Genomic DNA, 24,871 nt, shown 5'->3' with positions numbered 1-24,871 from the left:
ACCCACCCCCACCCGCCCCCCCCCACCCCCGACACCACCCCAGCCCCGCCGGCGTTTGAGGCGCCCGGGGACGGAGTCCCCGGCAACGGCGCCGCACCCATCCACCACGAACAGGAGTTCCACCATGGCCCCCACCCCGGAGGACGAAGTCCTCCACCGCTTCGAGAGCGGCGTCTCCTGGATCACCCTCAACCGCCCGGAGGCCATGAACGCCATCACCTGGGACCAACGCGAACGCGTCATCGCGCTGCTCGCCGAAGCCTCCGCCGACCCCGACGTCCGGGCCGTCGTCATCACCGCCACCGGCAAGGGCTTCTGCTCCGGCGCCGACCTCCGCGGAGCCGGAGCCGCCCCCACCGAGCGAGTCGTCGGCGACATAGCCCGCATGATCCGACTCAGCGCCCAGCGCGTGATCACGGCGGTGCTCGACTGCGAGAAGCCGGTCATCGCCGCAGTGAACGGCACCGCGGCCGGCATAGGCGCCCACCTCGCGCTCGCCTGCGACCTGGTCATCGCCGCCGAACCGGCCCGTTTCATCGAGGTGTTCGTCCGCCGCGGCCTGGTCCCCGACGGCGGAGGCGCGTACCTCCTCCCCCGCCTCCTCGGACCGCAGAAGGCGAAGGAGCTGATGTTCTTCGGCGACGCCGTCCCCGCGGCCGAGGCCGAGCGGCTCGGGCTGGTGAACAGGGTGGTGCCCGCAGAGGCCCTGCAGGACACCGCCCGGGAGTGGGCGGAGCGCCTCGCGCAGGGCCCCACCCGCGCCCTCGCGCTCACGAAGCAGCTGGTCAACGCCTCCCTGGACAGCGACCGCGCGACGGCGCTCGCCGCCGAGGCCACCGCCCAGGAGCTCAACATGAGCACGGCCGACGCGAACGAGGGGGTCGCCAGCTTCGTGGAGCGCCGCACCCCGAAGTACGTGGGGCGCTAAGCGGAACTACATCCGCGGGTCCGGCGTGAGCAGAGCGAACACCGCTCCCGTCGGGTCCGCCGTCCACGCCATCCGCCCGACGTCCGGAACATCGGCGGCGGGCATCAGCACCGAGCCCCCGCTGCCGCGGATCGCGGCGACGGTCGCGTCCACGTCGGCGACGTTGAAGTACGGCACCCAGCGCGGGCGTTCGTCGCCCACGCCGTCGCCCTGGGGCGCGACCCCGCCGAAGGAGCCGTCCTCCTGGTCCCCGTCGGCGATGCTCAGCACCCGGTAGGTCATCCCGGGTGCTTCCATTTCGGCGGAGCGCCACCCGAAGAGGCCGGCGTAGAACTCCACGGCCGCGACCGGGTCGGGTACGTGCAGTTCCGCCCAGACCAGGGTGTTCACCTCGGAGGCCCGCCCCAGCCCGGCGGTCTTCCCGGGCTGCCAGCACGCGAACTCCGCGCCCTGCGGGTCGGTGAACTGGGCCAGCCAGCCCTCCCCCATGACGTCCCCGGGCTCCATGCGGACCACTCCGCCGCCCGCCTTGACGGCCGCCGCCGTCTCCTGGATGTCGGGGGTGTCGAAGTGCAGCATCCAGGCCGGGGTGGCGCCCTCCTCGGTGAGCGGCCCGAGGGCGGCGACGGTCTTCCCGTCGACCTGGAAGAAGCCGTACCCGCCCGCCTCCGGGCCGAGGGAGAGGAACTCCCACCCGAAGACGCCGGTGTAGAACGAGATGGCCCCGTCGGTGTCGGGGCTCCCGAGGTCGAGCCAGTTGGGCGATCCCTTGCGGAATTCGGTGCCGAGCATGAGGTCCTCCTGTATGCGCTGCGCTGCTGCCTCCGGTCCCCCGCCACGATGCCGAGCCCGTACGGGACCCGCCCTCCGGGGAACACCGCACGGCGGTGGAACCACCCGTACGGCCGCACCCGTGTCCGTATCTGTGGGATACACGGCCCGATGGCCATGGCGGGAGGGTGCCCGGCAGCGAAAACTGGTGGTGATCCGCAGGAATCCCACGAGGGGACACCAGCCATGACAACAACGAGCACCACCGGCACCAGCACCACGACCACCACCACCCCGGTACCGGACTCCCGGCTGGCCAAGGAGGCCACCGAGCTCGCCCGGGACAGCCTGAGCGAGCTGCTCTACGACCACTCCCGCCGCGTGTACTTCTTCGGCCGCCTCCAGGGCCGCCGCCTCGGCATCGAGGCCGATCCCGAGCTGCTCTACGTAGCCGCGATGTTCCACGACCTCGGCCTGACCGAGCCCTTCCGCGCCAGTGGCCGCCGCTTCGAGGTGGACGGCGCCGACGAGGCCCGCCGGTTCCTGCGCGGCCACGGAGTCCCGGAGGACGCGGTGCGCCGGGTGTGGACGGCGATCGCCCTGCACACCACCCCGGGCATCCCGCGGTACATGGAGCCCGAGGTGGCGCTGGTGACGGCGGGCGTGGAGTACGACGTGCTCGGCATCGGCTACCACGACCTCTCCGAGGCGGACCGCGCGGCGGTCGTCGCCCTGCATCCGCGCCCGCGGTTCAAGGAGCGCATCCTGCGCGCCTTCGCCGACGGCGTGGCGCCCAAGCCCGAGACGGCCTTCGGCAACGTCAAGGCCGACGTGCTCGCGCACCACGTGCCCGGTTTCGAGCGCGGAGACTTCGTCCGCGTGATCCTGGACTCCCCGTGGGCCGAGTAGCCCCGCACGCCGCGGACCGGGCAGCCCCGCACCCCGCGGACCGGGCGGCCCCGCACCCCGTCGTCATCGTCGCCTTCGACGGCGTGCAGCTGCTCGATGTCACGGGCCCCGCCGAGGTGTTCGGCACCGCCAACCTCCACGGTGCCCGCTACGAGGTCCGGATCGTCTCCCCCGACGGGAGCGACGTACGTACCTCCTCGGGCGTACGCATCGGCGCGGACGGCGGCCCCGACAGCCTGCCGGCCCGCCCCGGGACGCTCGTCGTCCCCGGCCGGAGCGACTGGCGGCGGGCCGTGGCCGATCCGGCCCTGACGGGTCTGGTCGCCGAGCTCGTGCGCCGCTCCCGCCGGGTCGCCTCGGTGTGCGCCGGGGCCTTCGTCCTGGCGGAGACCGGGGTGCTCGACGGGCGGCGGGCGGTCACGCACTGGCGGCTGGCGGCGCAGCTCGCGGCGGCGTACCCGCGGGTGCGGGTGGAGGCTGATCCGCTCTTCGTCCAGGACGGGCACGTGGTGACCTCCGCCGGGGTGACCTCGGGCATCGACCTCGCGCTGTCCCTGGTCGAGGAGGACCACGGGCCGGCGATCGCCCGGGAGGTAGCGCGGGAGCTGGTCGTCTTCATGGCCAGGCCGGGCGGCCAGTCCCAGTACAGCGCCCGCCTGACCCCGCGCGAGGCGCGGCATCCGGTCCTGCGCACGGTCATGGACGGCATCGGGGCCGATCCCCGGCTGTCGCTCGACGACGCCGCCCGGGAGGCCGGGGTCAGCGGCCGCCACCTCGCCCGGCTCTTCCGCTCGGAGACCGGGATGACGCCGGGGCAGTACCTGGAATCCGTCCGCCTCGAAGCCGCCCGGGCCCTCCTGGAGGCGGGCGACGACCCGGTGGACACGGTGGCCGAGCAGGCGGGCTTCGGTTCCGCCGAGAGCCTGCGGCGCGCCTTCCAGCACGCCCTGGGCATCGCCCCGACCGCCTACCGCGCCCGCTTCCGCAGCACGCGCACGTCCCCGCCGTCGGGGTCTCCGATCAGCACGAACAGCTCCGGTTCCGCCACCGTGCCCGCCACCTCCCACGTCAGTGAGGCGCCCTCACCGCACTCCGCTACGGCGAGGACCACGCCCGCCCGGTAGTAGCCCTCGTCCGCCTCCCGGAACTTCCACGTGCCGGGGCCCGAGCAGCGGTCGACCAGCTCGAAGCCATTGTCCACCGGCAGCTTCTCCGCCATCGCCGTGCCCTGCGCGTCCAGTTCCAGGCGGATGCCGTCGCCGGTCCACACGCCGACGTAGTCGCCCTGCGACAGGACCGGCGGCCGGTACGGCCCGGACTTCGACGGCCAGGCCGAGCCGCCGATGAAGGACCCCACGACCGCGACCGCGGCCACCCCGAGCGCCCACCGCCGTACCGAGGACTTCGTCCACTGCCGCATCCGCGCGGACACGGCCACCGCCACCGGGAGCACCCCGGCGGCCGCGAGCCAGCCGCACGTGGCGGCGTACGGGGCGCTGGTCAGCAGGGCCACCGGGGCGGCGTAGGCGGCGCTGAGCGCGGCGAGGACCGGCAGGGCCCACCAGGGGGCGGGGATCCGGGTGCGCACACCGGCCGCGTTCGAGAGCCGCAGCACGGGGAGGGTGACGAGCGTGCTGTGCAGCCAGCCCAGCGCGAAGGCGAGCAGGGGCAGGACGAGGCAGAGGAAGACCAGCAGGAAGAGCGCGCCGATGCCGCCGCCGTAGCCCCGGCCGTAGGGGTCGTCCATCACCGCCGCGGTGGTGGCCATCTGCCAGAACACCCCGGCGGCCAGGAACTGCCCCGCGGCGACGGTCTCCGCGCCCGGTGCCAGGGCGCTCCATGCGCGGCCCTTCGGCTGCGCCACGACCACGCCGTTCCACGTGCCAGTCCCCACGGCGATCCCCCCGGATCTGTATTGAACACGTTCAACTCATGCCGGAGCCTACACTCCCCTTCCCATCTGACGCACCGTCAGCTTCAATCGGAGTTGTGATGGGACACGCAGGGATGGCGGCCACCGTCGTCCGATACCTCAGATCAGTCGGTTCCCTCCCCTCCGCCGCCGCGGAGCCCGGGGCCGAGCCCGTCGAAGCACTGCCCCGCCCCGATCTGCGGGCGGTCGGCGAACACGAGCGGGCGCCCGTCAGCCCCGCCGAATTCCGGGCCGTACTGGGGAACTTCGCCAGCGGGGTCACGATCATCACCTCCCCGCCCGGCGAGGGCGAGGAGGGTCCGGCCGGCTTCGCCTGCCAGTCCTTCGCCTCGCTCTCCCTCGACCCGCCGCTGGTCACCTTCATGGTGGCCCGTACGTCGACCACCTGGCCCCGCATCGCCCGCAGCGGGGTGTTCTGCGTGAACATCCTCGGCGCCGAACAGGGCGACCTGTGCCGGGCCTTCGCCGTCAGCGGCGCCGACAAGTTCGCCGGTGTCGCCCACACCCCGGCCCCCGCCACGGGCTCGCCGCAGCTCGACGCGGTGCCGGCCTGGATCGACTGCCGGATCCACGCCGTGCACACCGGCGGCGACCACCTCATCGTCGTCGGCAAGGTCGAGGCGATGGGCGCGGCCGGCGAGGGCGATCCGCTGCTCTTCCACAAGGGCCGCTTCGGCCGCTTCACCGACTGACGGCCCACGGTCCGAGCCCGCCCGCCCCGCCGCTGTCCTGCGGATCTCGAACGGGCGGGGCCATGGGACGCCGGTCGGCCACCGCGGGCGTGGCCGAGCACCCCTTCATGACCCGCGCTGCTCGGCTCCCCCGTCGCCGCCTTCTTCGGCCTGCTGGTCTTCGGCGTCGCGGCCGCCATCACCAAGTCGCACATGGACCGCCCGGACATGGTCAGGCGGCGGTACTGAAACCCGCCGCGGCCGGCCCCGCTCGGGGGAGCGGGGCCGGCCACCGGTCGGGCTGGCGGGCCGGCGGGGTCAGAACGTGAGGACGCCGCGCGCCACCCGCCCGTGGTGGGCGTCGTCCACGGCCTTGGCGAAGTCCTCGACCGGGTAGACCTCCGTGACGAGTTCGTCCAGCAGCAGCCTGCCCTGCCGGTAGAGCTCCGCGTAGAGCGCGATGTCCCGCTGCGGGCGCGAGGACCCGTACCGGCAGCCCATGATCGTCTTGTCCAGGTACATGGACGAGACCTGGAAGGCCGCCTCCTCCTTGAAGCCGGGCACGCCCAGCAGCACCGCCTGCCCGTGCCGGTCCAGGAGGTCGATGGCCTGCCGGATCAGCTTGACGTTGCCCACGCACTCGAAGGCGTGGTCCGCGCCCGTGGGCAGGATCTCCTTCACGGCCGCCGAGGAGTCCGCGACCGCCGAGGCGTCGATGAAGTGCGTGGCGCCGAACTGCCGGGCCACCGCCTCCTTCGCCGGGTTCGCGTCGATCGCCACGATGGTGGTGGCGCCCGCGATCCGTGCGCCCTGGAGCACGTTGAGGCCGATGCCGCCGGTGCCGATGACGACCACCGTCTCGCCGCGGTCCACCTTCGCCCGGTTCAGCACGGCGCCCACGCCCGTCAGGACCCCGCAGCCGATCAGGGCCGCCGAGGTCAGCGGGATGTCCTTGGGGATCTTCACCGCCTGCACGGCCCTGACGATCGTCCGCTCCGCGAAGGCCGAGTTGGACGCGAACTGGAAGAGCGGCTTGCCGCCCCGCGAGAACGGCTGCCCCGGCATCCCGATCGCCTTGCGGCACATCGTCGGCCGGCCGCGGTCGCAGTCCGCGCACGCCCCGCAGTTGGCGAGCGTGGACAGCGAGACGTGGTCGCCGGGCGCCACGTGCGTGACCCCGGAGCCGACCGCCTCCACCACGCCCGCACCCTCGTGCCCGAGCACCACCGGCGGCGGGAACGGGATCGTCCCGTCGATCACCGACAGATCGCTGTGGCACAGCCCGGCCGCCGATATCGCGACCAGCACCTCCCCCGGCCCCGGGTCCCGGATCTCCAGATCGTCGACCACCTGGGCCTGCTTGCCGTCGAATACGACGCCTCTCACCTGGACTCCTTAGGCAGGCCGAGCACGCGCTCGGCGATGATGTTGCGCTGGATCTCGTCCGAGCCGCCGTAGATGGTGTCGGCGCGGGTGAACAGGAACAACCGCTGCTCCTCGTCGAGTCCGAGTTCGTACGGGGTCCCGGACGACCAGGTCCCCGGCCCGGCCGTGGCCACCGCCCCCCGGACCTCCACGGCCAGCTCCCCGAGCCGCCGGTGCCAGCCGCCCCACAGCAGCTTGGCCACGCTGGGCGCACCGGGATCACTGCCGGAGCCGCCCGAGCCGCCCGGGCCGCCTGCGGCTCCCGCGTTCGCCGCTCCCAGCGTCCGCAGCGCGTTCCACCGCATCGTGCGCAGCTCGGCCCACTGCTTTACGAGGCGTTCGCGCAGGACCTGGTCGCCCGCACCGGCGGCCACGTACGCCCGGACCACCCGCTCCAGTTCGGCCGCGAAGCCGATCTGCTGGACGAGCGTGGAGACCCCGCGCTCCAGCGCGAGCAGTCCCATGGCCACGGACCAGCCGTTGCCCTCCCCGCCCACCACCTCGGCGGCCACGGCCCCGTCGAAGAACACCTCGTTGAACTCGGAGGTGCCCGACATCTGCCGGATCGGCCGGACCTCGACCCTGCCCGGCTGGTCCATGCGGACCAGGAGGAAGGACAGCCCGCGGTGCCGCCGGGACCCGGCTTCGGTGCGCGCCAGGACGAAGCACCAGTCGGCGTCCTGGGCCAGCGAGGTCCAGATCTTCTGCCCGGTGACCCTGAGCAGTCCGTCGGCAGCGTCCCGTACCGCCGTCGTACGGATTCCCGCGAGGTCGGAGCCGGCGCCCGGTTCGGAGTACCCCTGGCACCACAGCTCCTCGCCGCGGGCGATGCCGGGCAGGAAGCGGGCCCGCTGCTCCGGGGAGCCGTAGGCGATCAGGGTCGGCGCGAGGAGGTTCTCGCCGATGTGGCCGACCCGGGCCGGGGCGCGCGCAGCCGCGTACTCCTCGGCCCACACCACCTGCCCGGTGAGGGAGAGCCGCCGGTTGCCGTAGGCGTCGCCCGGCGCGGTCTCCCAGCCCTGGCCGATCCAGCCGGCGCGCCCCAGCTCGCGCTCCCAGGAGCGCCGGACCTCGACCCCCTCGTGCTCGCTGCCGGGGCCACCGAGGCCGACGGCCTCCTCGTACGGCCCCGTGAGGTGCTCCGCCAGCCACTCCCGGGCGTGGCTGCGCAGCTCCTCATCCTCCTCGTCGAAGGCGAAGTCCATGGTCGGTGCCCCCTCGGGTCCCTCGGGTCCTCTCCGGCCGCTGCGGCCGGGCTCTCGCGCCGTGGCACGCGTACGCGCCCCTCCACCGTGAACGACCGGCCGGGGCCTACGCGTTGGGGCGGTCCTTGGCGGCGGCTGCCTTGGCCATGGCTTCGAGCTGGGCGAGCATCGGCATCGGGTCGGTGCCGACGGTGCCGGGCAGGAAGTCGGCGATCTTCTCGGGGGTCCAGGACCCCTCGGCGTAGCCGGCGCGCAGTTCGCGGGGCTGGGCCCAGACGGCGATCTTCGGGCCGGCGATCGTGTAGACCTGCCCGGTGATCTTCTCGCCGCCGACGGCCACGGCCTTGTCGGAGAGCAGGTAGGTCACGAGCGCGGCCACGTCCTCGGGCTCGCCGATCTCCTTGAGCTCCATCGGCACGTTGGCCGACATCCGGGTGCGCGCGACGGGCGCCACGGCGTTGGAGGTAACTCCGTACTTGGCCAGCCCCAGGGCCGCCGACCGGACGAGCGAGATGATCCCGCCCTTGGCGGCGCTGTAGTTGGCCTGGGCCACCGAGCCCTGGTGGTTGCCGCTGGTGAAGCCGATCAGCGTGCCGGTGCCCTGGCGGCGCATGACGGCGGAGGCCGCGCGGAACACGGTGAAGGTGCCCTTGAGGTGGGTGGCGACCACCGGGTCCCACTCCTCCTCGGACATGTTGAACAGCATCCGCTCGCGCAGGATGCCGGCGACGCACACGACTCCGTCGATGCGTCCGTACTGGGCGAGCGCGGTGTCGACGATGCGCTGCCCGCCCGCCATGGTCGAGATGTCGTCGGCGACGGCGACGGCCTCGCCGCCCGCGGCGACGATCTCCTTCACCACCGCTTCGGCGATCTCACTGGTGGGCTCGTTGCCCTCCATGCCCACGCCGTAGTCGTTGACGACGACCCTGGCACCCTCGGCGGCCGCGGCGAGTGCCACGGCCCGTCCGATGCCCCGGCCGGCGCCTGTGACGGCGACGACTTTGCCTGCCAAGAAGTTCCCCACGTCCGGCCCCTTCCCGCGTTTTCTGACGGTCCGTTAGATTCTATGTTCAGTCAGATGCGGGAGCACAAGCCCCAGTTCGCCACCGCAGCCCATTTCCTCCTCAAGGAGCTGATGAGATCCATGGCCATGCCCGCCGAGTTCCACGACATCGCCAAGCGCGTCAACAACTGGGGCCGGTGGGGCGCCGAGGACGAGATCGGCACCCTCAACCTGATCACCGACAAGGTCGTCCGCGCGGCCGCGGCCGAGATCCGCACCGGGCGCCGCATCCCCCTGGCCCTCCCCCTCAAGGAGGACGGGGTGCAGTCCGGCATGATCCCCGGCCGGATCAACCCGCTGCACACGATGGTGCAGATCAACCAGGAGCTCTTCGGCCCGGGCACGGTGGCGTGCAGCGACGACGCGGTGACCTTCGGCCTCCAGGCCGGCACGCACTGGGACGCCCTGACACACGTCTCGCACTCGGGGAAGATCTACAACGGCCGCCCCGCCGGCACCATCACGGCCCACGGCCGCGCCGAGTTCAGCGGCATCGACAAGGCCGGGCACATCGTCTCGCGCGGGGTCCTGCTCGACGTGGCCCGCGCCAAGGGCCTGGACCGCCTCCCCGGCGGCCACGCCGTCACCCCCGAAGACCTCGACCAGGCAGCGGAGTTCGGCGGGGTCACCGTCCGCGCGGGCGACATCGTCCTGGTCCGCACCGGCCAGGTGCAGGTCTACCTGGCCGGCGACAAGCACGGCTACGGCTACCCGTCCCCCGGCCTGTCCGTCCGCACGCCCGAGTGGTTCCACGCCCGGGACGTGGCCGCCGTCGCGAACGACACCCTGACCTTCGAGATCTTCCCGCCGGAGATAGAGAACCTGTGGCTGCCGGTGCACGCCCTGGACCTGGTCGAGATGGGCATGCACCAGGGCCAGAACTGGAACCTCGAAAAGTTGTCCACAGCCTGTGCGGAAGAATCCCGCTACTCGTTCCTCCTCTCAGCCATGCCAGAACCCTTCGTCGGCGCAGTCGGCACCCCGGTGGCCCCGATCGCCATCCTCTGAGCGTTCAGGCGGCCCGCCCATGCCCGCACCTCGGCTAGGTGACTCGGGTGGAGACCCTTGTGAGGATCAGGCTGAACAAGCAGCGTGGGAAGGCCGCGGGCCATGCGTTCGGCGGCCCACGCGTGGTCGAGGGGGGTGAAGTCGTCGTCGATCCAGACGACCGGTTCGCTGCCGAGCCAGGGGGCAACGTGGTCACGCTTCCAGAGGTACCCGTCGGGATGGCTGGTGGTGATCTGTGGGCGGGGGAGGTCGAGGTAGGGGAAGTCCGGCAGTCCCAGGAGCGGCCCGATGATCGTGGTGGCGTCCTTGCGCCAGCTCGAGCACCAAACCGGGGTGACGAGGCCACTGGCCAGGAGATCGGCGAGCATCGGGCCATGGCTGGGGTCGAGCCCGATGGGGACGGGATCGTCGGGGTGCCGGCCAGTGGGCAGGACGGTGTGGCGGACGTGGGTGGGCGGGGTGCTGCCATCTGCCGCCGGGAACGGGATGAGGACGCCGTCGATGTCCAAGAGCAGGTAGGGCAGGGTCATCGGTGCCTCCGGGGTCAGCGTTTGCGGGCGGTGATCAGGAGGGTGGTCGGCCATGGGTCGCGGCGAGGGTGACGCAGCTCCAGTGCTGAGGTGATGCACAGGCCGTTACGCGAGAGGTGTGCGCCCCAGCGGCGGGCATCGAACTCCCATCGGGCGATGGGTAGTCGGGTGTGGTCGGACATGGTGACGTAGTCCTCGCGCGGACGGTCGTCCGTGGATGGATGTCTTCCGGCCCGTGCCGGGTGCGGGACGGAGAAAGCCAGCACTCCAGCTGGCTTGAGGCGGCGGGAGATCGCGGCGAGCAGGAGCTCGGGGGCGACGAGGCCGACAGCGCCGAAGACGGAGTAGATCGCGTCGAAGCTCTGGCCGGTGGCCTGCAGGTGGTGCAGCGCGTGCCCGGCGGCGAAGGTGGAGCCGTCGAGGTGGCCGTAGTGGGACCGGGCGCGGCGTATCTGGAGGCCGATGAGGTCCACGCCGGTGACGCGGGCCTGGTGGTGCTTGGCGAGGTGGGCCACGTTGTGGCCGGGGCCGCAGCCCAGCTCCAGAAGGCGCTTGCCGCGCAGGTCCCGTCCCAGAATCTCTGCTCCGGGACCGAGGCCCTCGTGGGTGCTCCACTCCATCCGGGCCGGTGCGGTGAGCGCACGGGCGGGGGAAGCGGCTATGCGCTGGGCGGCGTGGGTGTACCAGGGGGAGACATGGGCGAGCACCTAGACCTCCAGGAGTTGGACCACGTCATTCAGGTGGCGGCGGACGACAGGGATGTACGCGGGGTCCTTGGCCGGGTCGTTGATCCAGCGGACGGCCTGCTCCATGAACCACTCCACCGCCCACATGCGGTGCCAGCCCAGGGCCCACGCCTCGGCGGCCAGGCCGCCCCGGGCGGCGAGGGCGTCCTCGTGGCCGCCTGCGGCGACGTACTGCTCCAGGAACACGCGCAGGCGGACGGGGCTGGGCGCGTCCGTGGTGCCGTGGTAGGAGGCGAGGTCGATCAGGCCGGGGCCGGTGAAGGCGCGGGCGAAGTCGAGGAGGTGCCATCCGTTCTCCCCGACGTGGACGCTCGTGGGGTGGAACTCGGAGTGGACCCAGCCGAACGGGTCCAGCATCTCCTCAAGCAGCCCCACCACTGCGTCGACCTCGTCGAGGGTGCCCTGTCCCGCGGTCTCGGCCACGTCGACGGCCAGACCGAAGCCCTCCTCCACATCACCCACGCCCGCGCTTACGCCGCCACCGGCGAGAACCCTTCGGCCGCACGTGCCCTCCTCGCCGCCGAAGACGCCCTCCTACGCGAGGACGGGCCTCAGCCCAGCTTCTCCCGCGTCAGCGGCCCCGCGGCCGGCACCGTCACCAGCCACACGGCCCGCACCCTGACCGACCTCGCCGACCACGTCGGCACCGAGCAACAGCACCGCGACGCCCTCACCCGCTGGGACCCGGAGAAGTACAAGCGCGTCCACGCCCTCACCCACGCCGACCTGGGCGACAGTCTCGCCGCCCAGGCCCGCGCCGACGAAGCGGTCGCCGCCTGGGCCCAGGCCCTTGTCCTCATGGAGGGAATGACCTCCGACCGCACCCGCAAGGCGATCACCTCGATCCGCTCCACCCTCGCGGTCTACCAGCGCCGCCGCGTCCCCGGCGCCGCCGATCTCGCCCGCCGCACCCGAGAGGCCCTCGCCTAGCATGCCCAACAACCCGCCCGACGAAGGGAAACCCGTGCCCCAGCAGACCGACGACCGCTCCCAAGCCCTCAAACCGGCGCTCGACTCGATGACCCTGCTGGTCGCGGCCGTCATCGTCCACGACAAGGCCACCAACCGCGTCGTTCTCCTCCAACGCGGCGAGAACGCCAAGTTCGCCCAGGGGATGTGGGACCTCCCCGTCGGCAAGAGCGAACCGGGCGAGCCCATCACCGAAACCGCGGTCCGCGAGCTCTACGAGGAGACGGGCCTCACGGTGAATCCCGAGTCCCTCAAGGTCGCGCACATCATCCACGGCGCCTGGGGAGTCGAAGCCCCCAACGGCTTCCTCACGGTCGTCTTCGCCGCCCACGAATGGACCGGCGAACCCGAAAACCGCGAACCCCACAAGCACTCCCAAGTCTGCTGGGTCGACGCCGACGCAGTCCCCGACGCCTTCGTCGACACCACCGCCAGCGCCCTCAACCAGTACCTACGCAACGGAACGCCGGTCTCTCTGAGCGGGTGGTGACGCCCAGAGGAACCGTCCACTGCCTTCGCAGCCGGCCCGGTGGTCAGCCCTTCGCGCAGATGACGTCGTACGGGCGGCCCACCGCCATGGTGAGTTGCATCGGGTCGGTGGTGCCGGACGGGCACTCGGGCTTCGTCTTGACCAGGCCGAGGACCTTGTACGTGCCCGAGGCGCACGGGACTTCCTGGGCCTGGTCGGTGACGCAGTCGCCCTGTACCAGCTGGCCGCCGCCGGCGCCGGCGTCGCCGGGGTGGTCGCCGGAGAGGTTGCGGCCGCAGACGGTGTTGGTGGGGATGCCGCCCGACTTCGCGGAGCCGTAGGAGATGCTCACCTGGATCATCAGGTCGGTGCCGGGCGGGCACTGGATGGCCCCGGGCAGGATGCTGGCGTCCTTGATGTCGATCGCCTTGAAGGTGGCGCCGGACGCCGAGCACTTCTGCGGCCGGTAGCCGTCCGGCGGGTTCTTCGGGTCGGGGCCGCCGCAGTCGCCCACTGCCCACGTGCTCGACGTGTCGGAGGAGGACTCGGGGTTCCCCGGGTCCTTGGACGACTGCTGAGCGGAGGGCGAGGCGGAGGCCGAGGGCTTGGCGTCGTTCTCGTCGGCGTCCTTGCCGAGCCACTGGGAGGCTCCGTAGACGGCTGCGATGAGCAGCACGAGGACGAGGAGGCCGGGGAGCTTGCCCCCGCGGCGCCTCGGGGCGGGCGGAGGCGTCACCTCGTAGGGGTTTGCCATGCGCTTCTCCTGCGGTGAGGGTGGACCCGGACTTCCGGGTGGGACGACGCGCCCCGCACAGAGACACGTCATGGACACCTCATGGTTCCACGCCCACCAACCCTCATGCACAGGGCACTGGTTCGACCTCCGTGGGGCGGAAGGTGATCGTGAGGTCCGGGGCGTGGCGGACGAAGCGGGCCTCGTCCGCCGAGACGAGCACCATCGTGCCCGCCATGTACGGGTTCTGCCGGACGGCCCCGTCCAGGGCCTCCTCCGGCACCTCCGGATCGGCGTGCCACCAGCGGCCGGCGAACTTCGTGTACCGGATCCCGCAGTGCAGGTACAGGTCATGGGCGTACGGGACCCCGGGCGCCGGGTCCGTCTGAACCGCCGGCTCCGTCGCGGCCGGCTGTTCGCTCGGCGGTCCCGCGGTCGCGGCCGGCGGGGCCGGCATCCGGGACCCGTCGCCCGGCGACCACTGCGGGACGAGGAGGGCCAGCCCCGCAACGGCCACCACCAGCCCGGCCCCGGCGGCCCGCCGGCGCCCGCGGATCCGGGCCGCCGCCCGGACGGCGGCCTGCGGCGACGGCGCCGCCACCGGCACCGGCGGCCGGTCCGCCAGCGCGTGCAGGGCGCTGCGCAGCTCTTCTTCGGGGAACCCGTTCATCGCGCCTCCGCCTCGCTCGTGGTCGTACTCAGGTCGGGATGCGACCGCAAGCGGGTCAGTGCCCGTGCGGCCAGACTGGTCACCGTGCCGTTCGGGCAGCCGAGGATCTCCGCCGTCTGCTCGACGGTCAGGTCCTGGTAGTAGCGCAGGACCAGGACGGCCCGCTGGCGCCGCGGGAGGCCGAGCAGGGCGCGTTCGAGCAGGTCCGCGGCGGCGACCGCCTCGGCCGCGGGCTCGACGGAGCCGCCCGCCGCATCGGGCAGGGCGGCGTGGGGCAGCTCGTGGTGCCAGCGCCTTCGGCGCCAGGTGCAGTACGTGGTGACCATGACCTTGTGCGCGTAGCCGACCGGTGCGTCGTACCGGCCCGCGCGGGCCCAGCGGTCGTACACCTTGGCCAGGGTCACCTGGACCAGGTCCTGTCCCAGGTGCCAGTCGCCCGTCAGCAGCCGCGCGGTGCGGAGCAACGGGAGTCCTTGCGCGGCGACGAACTCCGCAAACGTTTCTTCGGATGGCTCCACCCGGCAACACCCCCTCACCCTCAAGACGACCCGGGGGTGCCATCGCATTGCACGGCGGCGGTACGAACACACCGGGAGGGCAATGGAAGGACGGCGGAAGGGTGCTGCGGGTGGCGGCGGCGCGCATGCACGCCCCGAGCGCGGCACGGCGGCCGCCACCCCACGACCCGCACTCGTCAAGGCAGGACTGACCCTTGGCGTCCCCTCGCGACGAATCGTTCAACACAAGAGTGATCACCAGTTGACGAACCGTCAACACCTCGTTAGAGGTACACGCGCGGTTCCCGGATCGCGCCCTGGATTTCCGGCCCGTCCGGGGATTCCCCGGCCGCCTGGTCCACGAGCCCCTCCGCGGTCTTCTCCTCGCGGTCGATCTCGCACCAGATCCGCTTCCCGGCGCCCTCGCGCTGCCAGCCCCAGCGGTCCGCCAGCCCGTCCACCAGCTCCAGCCCGCGGCCACCCGTGTCGTCGCCGGCGGCCTGCCGCGGGGACGGTGCCCGGTCGCTCGCGTCCGCGACCTCCACCCGCACCCCCGGCTCCCCGAAGAGCATGCGCAGCACGGCCGGACAGCCGGTGTGCACGACGGCGTTGGTGACCAGCTCGGAGATCAGCAGGATCAGCGTCTCGGCGAGCGGCTCGTCATCCCCTATGCCGCAGCCCGCGAGCCGGGAGCGGGCCCATCGGCGGGCCCGGCCGACCTCGGCGGGGTCCGGTCCTACCTCCAGCTGAACCTGAAGCACCTGCACCGCTCACACCATCCGAACCGGCGGACACTTCGCCTCGCGACAGGACGGGGTCACCGAGTGTGACCCCGTTGCGGAGCAGCATGGTTGACATACAGTCACCGCGACAAGCGCTTCGGGCATATTCCAGCGCGAAGGAGTAGGCGTGGTGCATACTGTGCGGCGCTCCCGCCGCTCAACCGCTCGCATTCCCGGGAGCGTACCGGAGCGGCCCCCCGCTTCCGGGCCGCAATGAGTCGGGCGAAGGACACAAACCGATATCAACTCTCTGTAATCGGACATGCGTCCCGCGCCGTCCCTCCCGCACCCCTCCGTCACAGCGAGCGAGCAGCCACAGCCCGGACGCCCCCTACTCCGCCCCCGCCAGCAGCTCCGCCGCCAGCGCCTCCTCCGCCTGCGCCGCCGTCCGCCACTGCTCCGCCCGCACCCAGGCCCGCTTCAGGTGCAGGTGCACGTCCGCCTCCCAGGTGAAGCCCATCCCGCCGTGCACCTGGAGGCAGTCCCGGGCATTGCGCACGGCCGCCTCGTCGGCCAGCAGCTTCGCCCCGGCCACCTCCGCCGGATCGGCCGTCACGGCGGCCGCGTAGACCGCCGTACGGGCCACCTCCGCCCGCACCAGCATCTGCGCGCACAGGTGCTTGACCGCCTGGAACGCCCCGATCGGCTGCCCGAACTGCTCGCGGTCCTTGGCGTAGCTCACCGCCAGCTCCACCGTACGCAGCGCGCTGCCGAGCTGGAGGGCCGCCGTCAGCAGCGCCCCCTCGTCGCGGTACCTGCCCGCCGCCACCGGCCGTGCCGGTACGGAGACCCGTGCCAGCGGGGTCAGCGGGTCCGCGGAGCGGACGGGCTCCCCGGCGTAGACCTCGACCGGTTCCCCGTCCGCACCGAGCACCGCGTCGGCCTCGCCGAGGTGGGTGACCAGCGGGCCCTCCAGGTCGAAGGCCGTCACCACCGCTTCGCCCTCCGCGGCCCCCGCGACCAGCCCGGCGGCCAGGTGGGTGGCGACCAGCGGGCCGGGCAGCAGGGCCCGCCCGGCCTCCTCGAAGACGAGGACGGCCTCCGGCAGCCCGAGCCCGACGCCGCCCTCGTCCTCCGGGAGCCGCAGCGCGAAGAACCCGGCCTCGCCGAGCTCCCGCCACAGGGCCCGGTCCACGGACCGGCCGGTGGCGGCCGCCCCGTCGACCGAGGCGCGCAGGGCCTCGCGGTCGTAGCGGCCCGCCAGGAGGTCCCGTACGCCCGCCCGCAGGTCCCGCTGGTCCTGCGTCGGCTGGAAGTCCACGGAATGCTCACCTGCCCTTCGGAAGGCCGAGGATCCGCTCGGCCACGATGTTCTGCTGGATCTGCGAGGTGCCCGCCGCGATCGTGTACGAGAGCGAGGAGAGCCGGTCCAGGGTCCACTCCTCCTCCAGCGAGAGGGACCCGGCCCCCAGCACCTCGGCGGCCGTGTCGTACAGCTCCTGGCGCGCGTGCGAGTACGCCAGCTTGAAGACGCTGCCGCCGATGCCCGGGACCCCGCCGGAGCGTTCCGACTCGCTGACGTTCCACTGGGTGAGCCGCCACAGGGCGCCGAACTCCCCGTACAGCCGGCCCAGCCGGCGCCGCAGCACCGGGTCGTCCCAGCGGCCGTTGGCCTTCGCGGTGCGCGCCAGCTCGCCGAGGGTGCGCCGGCAGGCGACGACCTCGCCGACGAAGGCGGTGCCGCGCTCGAAGGACAGGGTCACCATCGTGACCCGCCAGCCGTCGTTCTCGGCGCCGACCCGGTTGGCGACCGGGACCCGCACCTCGTCGAGGAACATCTCCGCGAACTCGGTGGACCCGGCCAGGGTGCGCAGCGGCCGGATCGTCACCCCGGGCGCGTCCATCGGCATGGCCAGCCAGGAGATCCCCCGGTGCTTGGGGGTCTCCGCGCTGATGGGGTCCGTGCGCACCAGCAGCTCGCACCAGTCGGCGATCTCCGCGTGCGAGGTCCATATCTTCGAGCCGGTGATCACGTACTCGTCCCCGTCGCGGACCGCGCGGGTGCGTAGCGAGGCCAGGTCGGAGCCCGCGTCCGGCTCGCTGAAGCCCTGGCACCACACCTCGTCGCCGCGCAGGACGGGCGGCAGCCAGCGCGCCCGCTGCTCCGCGGTGCCCTCGGCGGCGATGGTCGGGCCGGCGTGCAGCAGCCCGACGAAGTTCGCGCCGACGTACGGGGCGCCCGCGCGCTCGGTCTCCTCCAGGTAGATCAGGTGCTGCGTGGGGGTGGCGCCGCGGCCGCCGGCGTCCACCGGCCAGTGCAGTCCGGCGTACCCGGCGTCGTAGAGCCGGCGCTGCCAGCCCGCGTCGTAGGCGCGGCGGCCCGGCCAGTCGTCGGGCGAGGGCCTGGGCGGCAGCCCGGGGAGCACGTGCGCGAGCCAGGCGCGTAGCCGGGCCCGGAACTCGCGCTCCTCCTCGGTATAGGTGAGGTCCACTGCGCCTACCGCCCCGTCCGCCGGTCCTTGTCGAAGTCAAGTCCGAGCATACGGATGGCATTTCCGCGCATGAGCTTGTATACGGTTTCTTCGTCGAGGCCCTTGACGTGGTCGAGGGCGACCTCCTTGGTGTGCGGGAAGGTCGAGTCCACGTGCGGGTAGTCGGTCTCGAAGGTGGCGTTGTCGCGGCCGACGACGTCGAGCGAGGCGATGCCGTGCTTGTCGCGGAAGAAGCAGCAGAACATCTGCCGGTAGTAGTACGTGGACGGCGGCTCGGGGATCAGGTCCCTGACCCCGCCCCAGGCGCGGTGCTCCTGCCACACGTCGTCGGCGCGCTCCAGGGCGTACGGGATCCAGCCCATCTGGCCTTCGCTGTAGGCCAGTTTGAGCGTCGGGAACTTGACGAGCACCCCGCTGAACAGGAAGTCCATCATCGAGGCCATGGCGTTGTTGAAGCTGAGCGCGGCCTGTACGGCGGGCGGGGCGTCGGGAGAGGCGGCGGGCATCTGGGAGCTGGACCCGATGTGCATGTTGACGACGGTGCCGGTCTCCTGGCAGACGGCGAAGAAGGGGTCCCAGTAGCCGGTGTGGATGGACGGCAGGCCGAGGTAGGTGGGGATCTCGGAGAAGGTCACGGCCCGCACCCCGCGCGCGGCGTTGCGGCGGATCTCGGCGACGGCCAGGTCGATGTCCCAGAGCGGGATGATGCAGAGCGGGATGAGCCGGCCGCCGCTGTCCCCGCACCACTCCTCGACCATCCAGTCGTTGTAGGCGCGCACGCAGGCGAGTGCGACCTCCTTGTCCCTGGCCTCGGCGAAGGTCTGCCCGCAGAAGCGCGGGAAGGTCGGGAAGCACAGGGAGGCCTCGACGTGGTTGAGGTCCATGTCGAGCAGCCGCGCCTTGGGGTCCCAGCAGCCGCGCCGCATCTCCTCGCGGGTGATGCCCTCCAGGGTCATCTCGTCGCGGTCGAAGCCGACGGCGGCGATGTTGCGCTTGTACGGGAACTTCAGGTCCTCGTAGATCCACCAGTCGGTGGGCGGACCGTCGGGGTCCATGGTGATCACGTACTTGCCGCCGGTGTAGGCGAGCTCGCCGATGCCGGCGGTGAGCGCCTTGGGGCCGCGGTCGCGGTACTTGGCGGGCAGCCAGACGTCGAAGAGGTGGGCCGGTTCGATGACGTGGTCGTCGACGCTGATGATCCGAGGCAGTTCCATGATGTCCCCTCGCTGAAGCCATTGGGCCGTCGGGCCTGATCCGGCACTCCGAATCTGATGGAGCGTCAGAAATCTGGAACCAAGCTAGCTCCCCACCCCTGGACCGACAAGCGTCCGCGCTCTACGCTCTGCGCTTGATCTGACTATCCGTCAGGTCCATGTGGCGGCCAACGGGAGGCGGGTCCGGAATGACGGACAACAGCACCGCAGTCGAACTCAGCCGGTCCCGCACGCTCTGGGACCTGATCGCCCGCCGGGCCGCCATGACCCCCGACGCCCCCGTCCTCATCGAGGCCGCCGACGACCCGGCCGACGACCGGCGGCTGACCTTCGCCGAGCTGCGCGACCGCTCCGAGCAGGTCGCGGCCGGCCTGTACGGCATGGGCGTGCGCCCCGGCACCGTGGTCGCCTGGCAGCTCCCCACCCGCATCGAGACCGTGCTGCTCTCGGTCGCCCTCGCCCGCATCGGCGCCGTCCAGACCCCCGTCATCCCCTTCTACCGGGACCGCGAGGTCGGCTTCGCCCTGCGCGAGTCGAAGGCGGAGTTCTTCGCCGTACCCGGCGTCTGGCGCGGCTTCGACCACACGGCGATGGCGCACCGCCTCGGCGCGCACGGGATCTTCGAGGCCTACGACTCGCTCCCCACGGGCGACCCGGCGGTACTCCCCCCGCCCCCCTGGGAGGGCACGTCCGTCCGGTGGATCTACTGGACCTCGGGCACCACCTCGGACCCCAAGGGCGTCCTGCACACGGACCGCTCCCTCATCGCGGGCGGCTCCTGCCTGGCCCACGCCCTGCACCTGTCACCGGACGACGTCGGCTCGATGGCCTTCCCGTTCGCCCACATAGCCGGCCCCGACTACACGGTGATGCTGCTGCTGTACGGGTTCCCCGCGGTCCTCTTCGAGAAGTTCGCGATGCCGGGCGCCCTGGACGGCTACCGGCGCCACGGGGTCACGGTCGCCGGCGGCTCCACGGCCTTCTACTCGATGTTCCTCACCGAGCAGCGCAAGGACCCGTCCGCCAAGCTGATCCCCACCCTCCGCCTCCTCGCGGGCGGCGGCGCCCCGAAGCCCCCGGAGATCTACCACGCGGTCGTCCGCGAGCTGGGCTGCCAGCTCACCCACGGCTACGGCATGACCGAAGTCCCCATGATCACGATGGGCGCCCCGGACGACACCGCCGAGAACCTCGCCACCACGGAGGGCCGGCCCCCGCAAGGCATGTCCATCCGCATCACGACCCCGGAAGGCACCCTCCTCCCCCCGGACACCGACGGAGAGGTCCGCCTGCGCGGAGAAGCGGTCTGCCAGGGCTACCTCAACCGGGATCAGAACACCGGTGTCTTCGACGCCGACGGCTACCTGATCACCGGCGACCTCGGCCACCTCACGAAGGACGGCCACCTGGTCCTGACCGGCCGCAGCAAGGACGTCATCATCCGCAAGGGCGAGAACATCTCGGCGAAGGAGATCGAGGACCTGCTCCACGAGCTCCCCGCCGTGGCCGACGTCGCCGTCATCGGCCTGCCGGACCCGGAGCGCGGTGAACGCGTCTGCGCCGTCGTCGAACAGCCCCCGGGCGCGGCCCCGCTGACCCTGGCCGAGGTGACCGCGCACCTGCGCGCTCAGGGCCTCTCCACGCACAAGCTCCCGGAGCAGCTGGAGCTGGTCGAGGCCCTGCCCCGCAACGACGCCCTGCGCAAGGTCCTCAAGTACAAGCTCCGCGAACGCTTCGCGTAGTCCCCAGGCGCGAACTACCGCGCCCTCACCCATGGTTCATATCTCTGGCCACGGCTGGCATATGTCGGAAAGGGTGCGCTAGCGTCCCCGATCAACACGAACTCAATACAGTCAGGTGACCCCGGCGGTGCGCCAACACCCCGGGGCCCGACACCGAAGAGAACAAGGTCTTCAGTGCGCGTTCACATTAGCCCGCGAAAGCGTGCCTTCACCGTCCTCGGCAACGAACTCGTCCGGGACCGGCGCCTCAGCTTCACCGCACGGGGCATCCTCTGCTATCTGCTTTCCCTCCCCGACGGCGCCCGCGAGGACGTCCGTACGCTCGCCGACAATCACCCGGGAGTGGGGCGCCGGGGAGTCTCCAAAGCGGTCGACGAGCTGGTGCGGTACGGGTACTACGCCCGCCGCACCGTGCGCGACCCGGTGACCGGGCACGTCCACACGGAGACCTTCGTCTCCGACACCCCGCCCACGGAGGACCGGCCACAGCCACCCGGCGCAAGCCCGGACCCCACCCCGGGAACCGGTGAGGGGAAGACCGGAAGGGCGGGAGCGTCCCCCCAGGGGACGAAGTCCCCGGGAGAAGAACCCTCCCTCCCCGAAGCGCACGAGGCGCACGAGGCGCACGAAGGACACGAAGGGCACCAGGCGCTTGAAGCACTCGAAGCGCATGAAGCGCCCGAAGTGCCCGAGTCGCCGGAACCTCCCGGCACGCCGGGGGAATCCGCCGCCCAGGGCACCGCCCGCGGGGCCGCGCTGCTCGCGCGCATCACCGCGTACGATCCGCGGCTCAGGCTCGGCGTCACCGAGACGCTCGCACTCGCCCCGCTCGCCCAACGGTGGCTGGAGCACGGCGTGTCCGAGCTGGAGGCGCGTTCCCTGCTCACCGACGGCCTGCCGCGGTTCATCTACTCCGCCCGCGCCCTGCTGGCCGACCGCCTCATCCGCAAACTGCCCGCGCCACGGACTCCCAGGGACCCTGCGGCCCCCGCGGCGCCTCCTGCCGAATGCGGGGTCTGCCGCGACCCGCTGCCCGCCCCGGACGCTCACTGCGGCCGGTGCGCGGGAGACCGTACGGCCCCTCGGGGCGGACTGCCGTCTCCCGAGCAGGTGGCCTCCTTGGCCGACATCGCCCGCCGCGCCCTCCGCGGCCTGCCCGTGCTCGCCTGACGCGCGGCGATCCCGCGGACCGGGGCGTGGGCACACGGCCCACCGCCCCGCCCCGCCGGCGCCCGCGCGTGCGGCTCCTGCGGTCCGGCCACGCCTGCGGCTGCGCGTCCGGATCCGCCTGTGCCCGCGCCCGCGGCTACGCGTCCGGCGCCGCCACCCCGCAGTAGCCGGCGAAGGCCGCCAGGATCTCGTCCTCCGTGATGCGGCCGTCGCCGTCCTCGTCCAGCGCCGCCGCGACCGGGGCCGCCAGCTCCTCCGGGGTGCCCAGCACGCGCAGGACGCGCGCCGTCGCCTCCGGGGTCGCACCGAGGCCGTCCGAATCGGCCGCCGCGATCACCGCCCGCAGGAACGGCCGCGCGATCTCCGCGAACCGGTGCGGGTTGTCCCGCAGCCGCTTGGCCGCGCCCGTGACGAACTCCTCGCGGGACACCCGCTGGTCCCCGTCCACGTCCGCGATGCCGGCCATGCCCTGCCAGAAGGCCTCGGCCCCGGCGAAGACGGCCTGGCCCCTGTCGGACCTGGCAGCCACGGCGAATTCGGCCAGGACCGCCTTGGCCGCCGTACTGAAGTCCTCCCGGTCGATATACCCGGACCCGTCCTGGTCGAAGGTGGCGAAGCGGGCGGCGATCTTGCGCTCGTATTCTGCGCTGTCCATTTTCGGCGTTCCGCCTTCACGTGTGCGGTGGGGTGCAGTTCAAGACAGGACAGGAGCGTAAGGCCTACGTGGCCTGCGCGTTAAGCGAAGCGGTCAAGGAGGTGGCCGCATCGAACCAGCGCACGAGGAGCGCGGCGGGGCGCGTACGCCTGTACCCATCTCCGCGGCCCGACATCCGCGTTCACCCCGCGCGACGCCCGTATCACGCAGGGCGCACTTCCGGGACGAGGTTCCGGCAAAACAGGCGCACACCGCTGCATGGCGACTACATTCGAGTGGTCGACACACGGCTGCGAAACCGGGAATCCGGCTGGGGGCACGATGCCGAAGGACGCACCACCGCGCTGGGACCGCCGCATGCAACAGCGCCTGGCCCGCGGCGAGGCCGCCGCGCTCGGAGAGCTGTACGACCGCTTCGCCTCGCTCGTGCACAGCCTCGCCCACCGGGTCCTGAACGACGAGACGGCCGCCGACCGGGTCACCCGCGAGGTCTTCGGCTACATCTGGGAGAACCCGGACGCCTACGACCCCAAGCAGGGCTCCATGCGCTCCTGGGTCGCCCGCATCACCCAGGGACAGGCCGTGGCCCGCCTGCGCCAGGCCGAACTGGGCAACGGCTCCCGCGAGGAACTGGAACAGAAGGTGCGCAGCGCCAACGCGGCGGCCCGCGCCGACTTCATCGTCACCTCCATGCCCGCACCCCTGCGGGCCGCGCTCGAACTCGCCTACTTCAAGCGCCGCGACTACCGCCAGGCCGCCGCCGACCTGCAGATCAGCGAGGACGAGGCCCGGCGCCGGCTGCGCCTAGGCCTGCAACTCCTGTCCACGGCCAACGCCGTTCCGCGCGAAGACACCGTGCCGCCCGGGTACGGCCCCTCCGGATATGGATCCACCCGATGACGAGCCCCTTCGGCGAAGACGGCGAAGAGTACGAGCGGCACGAGCCGCCCCGGAACCCCGGCGGTCCGGCGCGGATACCGGGCCCGCGCGGGGCGGCCGACGACCTCGACCTCGCGGCGCCGCGGTACCTGCCGTCCGGGGAAGGGCCCCTGGACCCCGACGACCTCGACACCCTGGACGGCGACGACGACGGTGAGGGCATCGACGACATCGTCGACGCGCGGTACACCGAGTACCCGCAGGTCACCGACCACCCCGTCCCGCCCCCGCCCGCCGAGCCCGAGCCCGAGCCCGAGCCCGAGCCGGTCCCGGCCGCGCCGCCGCCCACCCACGCCGTACTGAAGTCCCTGCTCGGCGCATGGGCCCTGGCGGCCTGCTCCGCCGAGGAGACCCAGGCCGTCGAGGACCACCTCACCGAATGCGCGCGCTGCGCCGAGGAGGCGCTGCGGCTGCGCGACGCCGTGGGGCTGCTGCACCCGGAGGAGACCCTCGACCTCAAGCCGCTGCTGCGCTCGCGCGTGCTGGAGGACTGCCTCGGCAAGCGCCCGGCCCGCATCCCGGTCCCGCTGTGGGCGAGCCCGTACGACACCGAGACGGCCCGGCTCGACGCGCTGCTGCGGGACTTCGGGGACTCGGAGTGGCACACCCCGGTCCGGCTGAAGTGGTTCGAGGAGGAACGCCGCCAGACGCGCCGGACCACGGTGGCCGGGGTCATCGGGCACCTGCTGGCGGTGGACGGACTCGTGGCGGCCGCGCTGGGTCTGGACGACCCCCTGGGCCGGGAGCCGGCCACGGACACCCCGACCGGGCGCACGGAGCGGTTCTGGGAGGACTCCCCGTACCCGACCACCCGCCGGGTCCGCGAACCGTGGCGGGAGCAGGGTCACACCCTGGTGCGCACGGTGTCCTTCGCCGGCCGCGGCGTGGCCGAACTGGACGTGGACTACGGCGCCTTCGCGCTGCCCCTCGGGGACGCCTTCCTGGAGCGGGCCTTCGAGTGCTGGGTCCACGCCGTGGACATCGCGGAGGCGGTGGACTACCCGTACGACCCGCCGTCCGCACCCCACCTGAACCGGATGATCGACCTGGCGGCCCGGCTCCTGCCGGCGGCCCTGGCCGGGCGCCGGCGGGCGGGACTGGCGGCGCCGGCGCGCGGGCTGGTCGCGGCGGGGGCGCCGGGCCGGACCCTGCACCTGGAGATCGAGGGTGCGGGAGGCGGCGGCTGGGACATCGCCCTGGACTCCCCGGCGGCGAAGCCCTCACCGGACCACACGGTGGCCCGGATCGCCCTGGACGGCACGGAATTCTGCCAGCTCGCCGCGGGCCACATCTCCCCGGAGGACGCCGCGGTCGGCCAGACCGGCGACCGCGAAGCCATCCGTGACGTCCTCTTCGCGGCGGCCTCCCTGAGCCGGATGTAGCCGGATGTAGCCGGATACAGGAGGC

Annotated in this window: 24 protein-coding genes and 2 pseudogenes; 11 read left to right on the top strand and 15 right to left on the bottom strand. The window is 72.5% G+C overall.

What is annotated here, in order from left to right; translation table 11 throughout:
• Window positions 1–124: 124 nt before the first annotated feature.
• The gene (locus ACFWNV_RS23655) at window positions 125–928 is read left to right on the top strand and encodes an enoyl-CoA hydratase/isomerase family protein (protein ID WP_383950424.1); all 804 of its coding nucleotides are present in this window, start codon (window positions 125–127) and stop codon (window positions 926–928) included.
• A gap of 6 nt (window positions 929–934) precedes the next feature.
• Here ACFWNV_RS23655 and ACFWNV_RS23650 read toward each other — a convergent pair whose 3' ends face one another.
• Window positions 935–1,720: a VOC family protein gene (locus tag ACFWNV_RS23650; protein ID WP_383950422.1), complete on the bottom strand. Its 786-nt coding sequence runs from the start codon at window positions 1,718–1,720 to the stop codon at window positions 935–937.
• Between the two features lie 225 nt (window positions 1,721–1,945).
• On the opposite strand from ACFWNV_RS23650, the gene ACFWNV_RS23645 reads away from it, so the two are divergent.
• From ACFWNV_RS23645 to ACFWNV_RS23635, 3 genes are all read left to right on the top strand, one after another.
• A complete protein-coding gene (locus ACFWNV_RS23645) occupies window positions 1,946–2,608 on the top strand; it encodes an HD domain-containing protein (RefSeq protein WP_383950420.1) in 663 nt (220 codons plus the stop codon).
• A 65-nt stretch (window positions 2,609–2,673) separates the two neighbouring features.
• Window positions 2,674–3,732 carry a GlxA family transcriptional regulator gene (locus tag ACFWNV_RS23640; RefSeq protein ID WP_383950436.1) on the top strand — a complete coding sequence of 353 codons (1,059 nt, stop codon included), beginning with the start codon at window positions 2,674–2,676 and terminating at the stop codon, window positions 3,730–3,732.
• A gap of 883 nt (window positions 3,733–4,615) precedes the next feature.
• Window positions 4,616–5,233: a flavin reductase family protein gene (locus tag ACFWNV_RS23635; RefSeq protein WP_383950433.1), complete on the top strand. Its 618-nt coding sequence runs from the start codon at window positions 4,616–4,618 to the stop codon at window positions 5,231–5,233.
• A gap of 297 nt (window positions 5,234–5,530) precedes the next feature.
• Here ACFWNV_RS23635 and ACFWNV_RS23630 read toward each other — a convergent pair whose 3' ends face one another.
• From ACFWNV_RS23630 to ACFWNV_RS23620, 3 genes are all read right to left on the bottom strand, one after another.
• Complete coding sequence (locus ACFWNV_RS23630; RefSeq protein ID WP_383950417.1) at window positions 5,531–6,598, bottom strand: Zn-dependent alcohol dehydrogenase; 1,068 nt, start codon at window positions 6,596–6,598, stop codon at window positions 5,531–5,533.
• Window positions 6,595–7,842 (bottom strand): acyl-CoA dehydrogenase family protein, encoded by a 1,248-nt coding sequence (locus tag ACFWNV_RS23625; protein WP_383950414.1) that lies wholly within the window; start codon window positions 7,840–7,842, stop codon window positions 6,595–6,597. Before ACFWNV_RS23625 ends, ACFWNV_RS23630 begins: the two co-directional genes overlap by 4 nt.
• A gap of 106 nt (window positions 7,843–7,948) precedes the next feature.
• Entirely contained in the window at window positions 7,949–8,869 is a 921-nt protein-coding gene (locus ACFWNV_RS23620) for an SDR family NAD(P)-dependent oxidoreductase (protein WP_243339341.1), read from the bottom strand.
• 120 nt (window positions 8,870–8,989) lie between these two features.
• Between ACFWNV_RS23620 and ACFWNV_RS23615 the strand changes: the two genes are divergently transcribed.
• Window positions 8,990–9,916 (top strand): cyclase family protein, encoded by a 927-nt coding sequence (locus tag ACFWNV_RS23615; RefSeq protein ID WP_383950430.1) that lies wholly within the window; start codon window positions 8,990–8,992, stop codon window positions 9,914–9,916.
• Here ACFWNV_RS23615 and ACFWNV_RS23610 read toward each other — a convergent pair.
• The 3 genes and pseudogenes from ACFWNV_RS23610 to ACFWNV_RS23600 all read right to left on the bottom strand — a co-directional run.
• Window positions 9,835–10,446 carry an HAD domain-containing protein gene (locus ACFWNV_RS23610; protein ID WP_383950411.1) on the bottom strand — a complete coding sequence of 204 codons (612 nt, stop codon included), beginning with the start codon at window positions 10,444–10,446 and terminating at the stop codon, window positions 9,835–9,837. The genes ACFWNV_RS23615 and ACFWNV_RS23610 overlap by 82 nt on opposite strands.
• A gap of 14 nt (window positions 10,447–10,460) precedes the next feature.
• Complete coding sequence (locus ACFWNV_RS23605; protein ID WP_383950409.1) at window positions 10,461–11,153, bottom strand: class I SAM-dependent methyltransferase; 693 nt, start codon at window positions 11,151–11,153, stop codon at window positions 10,461–10,463.
• Window positions 11,154–11,546: pseudogene (locus ACFWNV_RS23600) on the bottom strand (phosphotransferase); the annotation flags it as partial.
• Window positions 11,547–11,552: 6 nt separating this feature from the next.
• Between ACFWNV_RS23600 and ACFWNV_RS23595 the strand changes: the two are divergent.
• Both ACFWNV_RS23595 and ACFWNV_RS23590 read left to right on the top strand, forming a co-directional pair.
• Window positions 11,553–12,122, top strand: a pseudogene (locus ACFWNV_RS23595) (hypothetical protein); the annotation flags it as partial.
• 1 nt (window position 12,123) lies between these two features.
• A complete protein-coding gene (locus tag ACFWNV_RS23590) occupies window positions 12,124–12,651 on the top strand; it encodes an NUDIX domain-containing protein (RefSeq protein WP_383950406.1) in 528 nt (175 codons plus the stop codon).
• Between the two features lie 43 nt (window positions 12,652–12,694).
• On the opposite strand, the gene ACFWNV_RS23585 is transcribed toward ACFWNV_RS23590, so the two are convergent.
• The 7 genes from ACFWNV_RS23585 to ACFWNV_RS23555 all read right to left on the bottom strand — a co-directional run bounded on the left by ACFWNV_RS23585 (window position 12,695) and on the right by ACFWNV_RS23555 (window position 18,958).
• The gene (locus ACFWNV_RS23585; protein ID WP_383950404.1) at window positions 12,695–13,384 is read right to left on the bottom strand and encodes a hypothetical protein; all 690 of its coding nucleotides are present in this window, start codon (window positions 13,382–13,384) and stop codon (window positions 12,695–12,697) included.
• Between the two features lie 103 nt (window positions 13,385–13,487).
• Window positions 13,488–14,033, bottom strand: coding sequence for a hypothetical protein (locus ACFWNV_RS23580; RefSeq protein ID WP_383950401.1), 546 nt, complete (start codon window positions 14,031–14,033; stop codon window positions 13,488–13,490).
• Window positions 14,030–14,599 carry a SigE family RNA polymerase sigma factor gene (locus ACFWNV_RS23575; RefSeq protein WP_383950398.1) on the bottom strand — a complete coding sequence of 190 codons (570 nt, stop codon included), beginning with the start codon at window positions 14,597–14,599 and terminating at the stop codon, window positions 14,030–14,032. Before ACFWNV_RS23575 ends, ACFWNV_RS23580 begins: the two co-directional genes overlap by 4 nt.
• Before the next feature lie 215 nt (window positions 14,600–14,814).
• Complete coding sequence (locus ACFWNV_RS23570) at window positions 14,815–15,297, bottom strand: ATP-binding protein (RefSeq protein ID WP_383950395.1); 483 nt, start codon at window positions 15,295–15,297, stop codon at window positions 14,815–14,817.
• A 346-nt stretch (window positions 15,298–15,643) separates the two neighbouring features.
• On the bottom strand, window positions 15,644–16,573 hold the full coding sequence (locus ACFWNV_RS23565; protein WP_383950393.1) for an acyl-CoA dehydrogenase family protein: 930 nt from the start codon (window positions 16,571–16,573) through the stop codon (window positions 15,644–15,646).
• Window positions 16,574–16,580: 7 nt separating this feature from the next.
• Window positions 16,581–17,744 (bottom strand): acyl-CoA dehydrogenase, encoded by a 1,164-nt coding sequence (locus ACFWNV_RS23560; protein WP_383950390.1) that lies wholly within the window; start codon window positions 17,742–17,744, stop codon window positions 16,581–16,583.
• Between the two features lie 5 nt (window positions 17,745–17,749).
• Window positions 17,750–18,958: an amidohydrolase family protein gene (locus ACFWNV_RS23555; RefSeq protein WP_383950387.1), complete on the bottom strand. Its 1,209-nt coding sequence runs from the start codon at window positions 18,956–18,958 to the stop codon at window positions 17,750–17,752.
• Window positions 18,959–19,146: 188 nt separating this feature from the next.
• Between ACFWNV_RS23555 and ACFWNV_RS23550 the strand changes: the two genes are divergently transcribed.
• Complete coding sequence (locus tag ACFWNV_RS23550; protein ID WP_383950384.1) at window positions 19,147–20,700, top strand: AMP-binding protein; 1,554 nt, start codon at window positions 19,147–19,149, stop codon at window positions 20,698–20,700.
• Between the two features lie 174 nt (window positions 20,701–20,874).
• Window positions 20,875–21,870, top strand: coding sequence for a helix-turn-helix domain-containing protein (locus ACFWNV_RS23545; RefSeq protein WP_383950381.1), 996 nt, complete (start codon window positions 20,875–20,877; stop codon window positions 21,868–21,870).
• A gap of 136 nt (window positions 21,871–22,006) precedes the next feature.
• Here the strand turns inward: ACFWNV_RS23545 and ACFWNV_RS23540 are convergent, their stop codons facing one another.
• Window positions 22,007–22,525, bottom strand: a complete 519-nt coding sequence (locus ACFWNV_RS23540) for an EF-hand domain-containing protein (RefSeq protein ID WP_383950378.1) — start codon at window positions 22,523–22,525, stop codon at window positions 22,007–22,009.
• A 321-nt stretch (window positions 22,526–22,846) separates the two neighbouring features.
• Between ACFWNV_RS23540 and ACFWNV_RS23535 the strand changes: the two genes are divergently transcribed.
• Both ACFWNV_RS23535 and ACFWNV_RS23530 read left to right on the top strand, forming a co-directional pair.
• Window positions 22,847–23,425: a sigma-70 family RNA polymerase sigma factor gene (locus ACFWNV_RS23535; RefSeq protein ID WP_383950376.1), complete on the top strand. Its 579-nt coding sequence runs from the start codon at window positions 22,847–22,849 to the stop codon at window positions 23,423–23,425.
• Window positions 23,422–24,846, top strand: a complete 1,425-nt coding sequence (locus tag ACFWNV_RS23530; protein WP_383950374.1) for a maleylpyruvate isomerase N-terminal domain-containing protein — start codon at window positions 23,422–23,424, stop codon at window positions 24,844–24,846. Before ACFWNV_RS23535 ends, ACFWNV_RS23530 begins: the two co-directional genes overlap by 4 nt.
• Window positions 24,847–24,871 lie beyond the last annotated feature (25 nt).

Origin of the sequence: Streptomyces sp. NPDC058401 (assembly GCF_042722885.1) — a bacterium.
GTDB lineage: Bacteria > Actinomycetota > Actinomycetes > Streptomycetales > Streptomycetaceae > Streptomyces.
The sequence above is the reverse complement of the archived record's forward strand: the minus strand, read 5'-3'. Positions and strand labels throughout refer to the sequence as shown.

Bases quoted from the DNA above. Each gene is read 5' to 3' on its own strand.
- ACFWNV_RS23580 (WP_383950401.1), bottom strand. From the start codon at position 14,033: ATGAACGGGTTCCCCGAAGAAGAGCTGCGCAGCGCCCTGCACGCGCTG.
- ACFWNV_RS23650 (WP_383950422.1), bottom strand. From the start codon at position 1,720: ATGCTCGGCACCGAATTCCGCAAGGGATCGCCCAACTGGCTCGACCTC.
- ACFWNV_RS23555 (WP_383950387.1), bottom strand. From the start codon at position 18,958: ATGGAACTGCCTCGGATCATCAGCGTCGACGACCACGTCATCGAACCG.
- ACFWNV_RS23635 (WP_383950433.1), top strand. From the start codon at position 4,616: ATGGCGGCCACCGTCGTCCGATACCTCAGATCAGTCGGTTCCCTCCCC.
- ACFWNV_RS23610 (WP_383950411.1), bottom strand. From the start codon at position 10,446: ATGACCCTGCCCTACCTGCTCTTGGACATCGACGGCGTCCTCATCCCG.
- ACFWNV_RS23615 (WP_383950430.1), top strand. From the start codon at position 8,990: ATGGCCATGCCCGCCGAGTTCCACGACATCGCCAAGCGCGTCAACAAC.
- ACFWNV_RS23575 (WP_383950398.1), bottom strand. From the start codon at position 14,599: ATGCGATGGCACCCCCGGGTCGTCTTGAGGGTGAGGGGGTGTTGCCGG.
- ACFWNV_RS23585 (WP_383950404.1), bottom strand. From the start codon at position 13,384: ATGGCAAACCCCTACGAGGTGACGCCTCCGCCCGCCCCGAGGCGCCGC.
- ACFWNV_RS23535 (WP_383950376.1), top strand. From the start codon at position 22,847: ATGCCGAAGGACGCACCACCGCGCTGGGACCGCCGCATGCAACAGCGC.
- ACFWNV_RS23625 (WP_383950414.1), bottom strand. From the start codon at position 7,842: ATGGACTTCGCCTTCGACGAGGAGGATGAGGAGCTGCGCAGCCACGCC.
- ACFWNV_RS23550 (WP_383950384.1), top strand. From the start codon at position 19,147: ATGACGGACAACAGCACCGCAGTCGAACTCAGCCGGTCCCGCACGCTC.
- ACFWNV_RS23540 (WP_383950378.1), bottom strand. From the start codon at position 22,525: ATGGACAGCGCAGAATACGAGCGCAAGATCGCCGCCCGCTTCGCCACC.
- ACFWNV_RS23530 (WP_383950374.1), top strand. From the start codon at position 23,422: ATGACGAGCCCCTTCGGCGAAGACGGCGAAGAGTACGAGCGGCACGAG.
- ACFWNV_RS23590 (WP_383950406.1), top strand. From the start codon at position 12,124: ATGCCCAACAACCCGCCCGACGAAGGGAAACCCGTGCCCCAGCAGACC.
- ACFWNV_RS23645 (WP_383950420.1), top strand. From the start codon at position 1,946: ATGACAACAACGAGCACCACCGGCACCAGCACCACGACCACCACCACC.
- ACFWNV_RS23655 (WP_383950424.1), top strand. From the start codon at position 125: ATGGCCCCCACCCCGGAGGACGAAGTCCTCCACCGCTTCGAGAGCGGC.